The following is a 4,126-nucleotide window of genomic DNA, read 5'->3' on the forward strand; positions in this document are numbered from 1 at the left end:
TGACTTCTTCAACTGAAAAGCACGTTAATAGAGCTTGTCTATTCACTCCCTTTGGCTTCTTCAACTGAAAAGCACGTTAATAGAACCTGGCTATTCACTCCCTTTGGCTTCTTCAACTAAAAAGCACGTTAATAGAGCTTGTCTATTCGCGTGGTTTGTCTTCTTGAATTGAAAAGCACGTTAATGGAACCTGGCTATTCGCGTGGTTTGACTTCCTCAACTAAAAAGCACGTGAATAGAGCTTGTCTATTCACGTGGTTTGACTTCCTCAACTAAAAAGCACGTTAATAGAGCCTGGCTATTCACCCCTTTTGACTTCTTCAACTGAAAAGCACGTTAATAGAACCTGGCTATTCACCCCTTTTGACTTCTTCAACTAAAAAGCACGTTAATAGAGCCTGGCTATTCACTCCTTTTGGCTTCTTCAATTAAAAAGCACGTTAATTGAACCTGGCTATTCACTCCCTTTGACTTCTTCAACTAAAAAGCACGTTAATAGAACCTGGCTATTCACTCCTTTTGACTTCTTCAACTGAAAAGCACGTTAATAGAGCCTGGCTATTCACCCCTTTTTACCATTCCAACTCAAAAACAGGGGAATAGATTACTCCCAAGAATGCAACTTAGGTATCACAATAAGGGCTAACACTATGGCAGTGACCCCCGCAGTAAGTTTTCCACCGCCCATGGCGAATACCACCTCTTTTATTCACTCCAGCAACGAATCCAAGATGCCCTACAAAAACCGTTCTCGTTCTTCCACACTTGGCAAGGTGCAGCTCTCTTTTTGGCCAAACCATTTATATCTATTTTTTGCAATGATGTTATAAACCCCATCACGAATTGGCTTTGGTATAATCCAGAACACCATCATCCACTTCCAAGGTCCTTTTAATTTTCGAGCAATTCGCAAGGCTGCCGTTGATTTGGAAAAATACTGTTTGCCCTCAATGAGTACTATACTATCCAAATCATTGGGAGCCCCTGCTTCTTTCCTCAGCTTTTCACCAATTTCACTTTGTAACGAAGCAAATTTAAAATAACCATTGGGGTCCCTTTTTATGATGAACTGAACACTTTGATCACAAAAGTTACAGACCCCATCGAATAACACGATTCGATCCACGAATATCCCTCGTTTCACTATGAACTACCATTTTGTTCTATTTTAACACTTTTTCCTTTAGAAAAAGAAAGGAGGACCATTCCCTCCTTTCTTTTCATTCAATAGTTAGATTATTTTTTTCTTAACCTTTGAAAAAAGGTGTGCTCATCTCTGTCTATCCAATCAATCGAACCCCTAGTTGCTGTAAAAGACCTTGTGGTACGACAAATCGTGCAGTCACCAATGGGTCAACGACTTGCGAAACCTGAGCCTGTCCCACAGCACTCATAAGCATGGTGACATTGGGAATTGACCTTCCTGTTTTCTCTGAAATTCGTGTGACGATATCCTCCGTACCCAGTTTAACCGCTTCATCCAAGGTCTCGGCTGAGACAATTGCTCCTGCAACTTCTTCATTTTCTATATAAGGATGGCTGATCGATTCACCTTTGATGACCTCCAATGTAACTGTGACCTTCCCCTTAATTTCCACTCCAGACACACTAATTTCCCCGTCACCCATGGCAGCGTGGAAATCACCAGTTGCAAACAAGGCCCCTTCTGTGAAAACAGGAAAATAAACTGTAGCACCCTCTTTAATTAATGTGGTGTCCATATTTCCACCGTGAGAACCAGGTGTGCCACAATTGATTCCCTCACCCTTTGGTGCTACTCCCATCACTCCAATCATCGGAGTTAATGGTAGTTGAAGATTATCAAAATGGGCCATACCTTCGCGAATCGGAATAATTTTTGCTTCCATCTCCTTTATCTTGTGTCCCATCACACCAAGTCCTGGACCAACAACCATAACGCCCTGCTCCCCAATTTCCAACTTCTCGATTTTTACTTTGAGAATATCCCCTGGCTCTGCATCTTTCAGAAAAATTGGACCAGTTGCCGGGTTGACCCTGTTCCAATCCATCTCCGATACCACCGTTTCTGGCGATTCAATCTGATTCTCAAAGCAATCACAAGTCTCAATCTCAACCGTACTCCCCGACTCTACCGTTAGAATCGGTTGATGCTCCTTATTGAAATCAAAAATTAACCCATCTTCTGGTCTGACCTTCTTCATCGTTTCATCCTCCAGTCATTTCTAGTAATTTAAGTCCATCTAATCATAAATTTAATGTGAAAGTCTATTATAAGAATCGGCAAAAATTTAAGTTTTGGAAAAGGAAAGAACGAATCTATGTGGAATTTAATGATGTAGGAGGTGACTAATAGTGTGTGCTAGGTGTAGTTTCTTTTTGTAAAACCTTTCCTGTAAAAGTTGCTCAATTTTTCTTCATTTTTAAACTTCTTTTTCCTTCATTTGTAAACTTCATTTTTCCTCAGAAATTCCTTTTTTATCCCAGACCATTTTGTTTGTCTTCCATTATCTCTCAATTTTTTAATATTTCTTTAAGATGTTTACATTCTATTTAATCTGTATTGAAAGGGTGAATTTATGTTAATAGTTCGGAAAGAACGTTGTGAGTCCGATGAGTTACAGGTTTTACGTTCCTTGGATGGGCGTGCGGAGTTGGATGAGAAGGATGTTCGATATTTAGGGAATTTAGTGCAGGGATACGAGGGGGAAGTATGGTTTGATCAGTATTTAGGAGAATGGGTCTCGTCGGACTCTGCTCTATTGTGTGATTTATTGTTAGAGGTAAATCATACTCATGTGCAGTTGGATACATTGTTGGTTGGAACGAGGCGGATTTATTTATTTGAAGTGAAAAATTATGAGGGAGATTATGTATTAGATGGAGATAAAATGGTGACAAGGTCCGGCATTGGAGTGAACAACCCCTTTCACCAGGTAAGCCGGGCGGAACAGGTATTGAAAAGGATGTTGCAACAGGCAGGAATTCAAATGGCTGTGGAGTCAATGGTGGTGTTTGTTAATCCTGGGTTTTATTTATATAATGCGGGGCGGGATCTACCTGCAGTTTTTTATCCCCAATTATCTCGATTTTTTGTAGATCTAAACCGAGGTCTTGGTGGGAGTTTGGTTGGGGCCATGTCCGGTGGGTCAGGGCTGGTGCAAAAACAGGAACGAATTGTTAAACAATTGTTGGGAAAGCATATTGCGAAATCGCCATTTTCGAATGTTCCTTCATATAGTTACAACAGATTAAAAAAGGGTGTACTTTGCCCTAAGTGTGGACAATTTATGACTCTTCCTGAGGGAAAATTTTTTCTGGTGTGCCGGTGTGGCTGTATGGAAAAGGTAGATTCTGCGGTGTTGAGGTGTGTGGCTGAATTGAAGCTTTTGTTTCCAGATAGGAGGATAACTACTAGTACCGTTTATGATTGGTGTGGTGGGGTAATTTCATCCCGTACAATAGTAAGAGTATTAAAAGCTCATTATAAGAAGGTTGGAGACTTAAGGTTTTCCCATTATATAAACAGCTAGTCTGTTCTGATTGCTTCTATTATGCTTCAATAAACCGCTGCTATTCACTTGGTTTGGTTGCCCTCTACCATTTTTGCGTTAATAGACCGCCCCTATTCACTCGGTTTGGTTGCCCCCCACCATTTTTGCGTCAATAGACGGCTGCTATTCTCTCGGTTTGGTTGCCCTCTACCATTTTTGCGTTAATAGACGGCTGCTATTCTCTCGGTTTGGTTGCCCCCTACCACTTTTGCGTTAATAGACGGATGCTATTCACTCGGTTTGGTTGCCCTCCACCACTTTTGCGTCAATAGACAGCCCCTATTCACTCGGTTTGATTGCCCTCCACCATTTTTGCGTTAATAGACAGCCCCTATTCACTCGGTTTGGTTGCCCTCTACCACTTTTGCGTCAATAGACGGCTGCTATTCTCTCGGTTTGGTTGCCCTCTACCATTTTTGCGTTAATAGACCGCCCCTATTCACTCAGTTTGGTTGCCCTCTACCATTTTTGCGTTAATAGACAGCTGCTATTCTCTCGGTTTGGTTGCCCTCCACCACTTTTGCGTCAATAGACAGCCCCTATTCACTCAGTTTGATTGCCCTCTACCACTTTTGCGTCAATAGACAGCCCCT

The 4,126-nt window shown here is 41.6% G+C and carries 3 protein-coding genes; 1 reads left to right on the forward strand and 2 read right to left on the reverse strand.

The genetic code is table 11. The annotated features are described in order from the left end of the window. Positions 1–736 precede the first annotated feature (736 nt). Entirely contained in the window at positions 737–1,126 is a 390-nt protein-coding gene (locus RZN25_18090) for a thiol-disulfide oxidoreductase DCC family protein (GenBank protein ID MEQ6378717.1), read from the reverse strand. A gap of 154 nt (positions 1,127–1,280) precedes the next feature. Continuing rightward, on the reverse strand, positions 1,281–2,183 hold the full coding sequence (locus tag RZN25_18095; GenBank protein MEQ6378718.1) for an acetamidase/formamidase family protein: 903 nt from the start codon (positions 2,181–2,183) through the stop codon (positions 1,281–1,283). Positions 2,184–2,558: 375 nt separating this feature from the next. Here RZN25_18095 and RZN25_18100 point away from each other — a divergent pair, with 375 nt between their 5' ends. Then, positions 2,559–3,512 carry a nuclease-related domain-containing protein gene (locus RZN25_18100; GenBank protein MEQ6378719.1) on the forward strand — a complete coding sequence of 318 codons (954 nt, stop codon included), beginning with the start codon at positions 2,559–2,561 and terminating at the stop codon, positions 3,510–3,512. Positions 3,513–4,126: the final 614 nt, after the last annotated feature.

Source organism: Bacillaceae bacterium S4-13-56 (assembly GCA_040191315.1).
Classification (GTDB): domain Bacteria; phylum Bacillota; class Bacilli; order Bacillales; family JAWJLM01; genus JAWJLM01.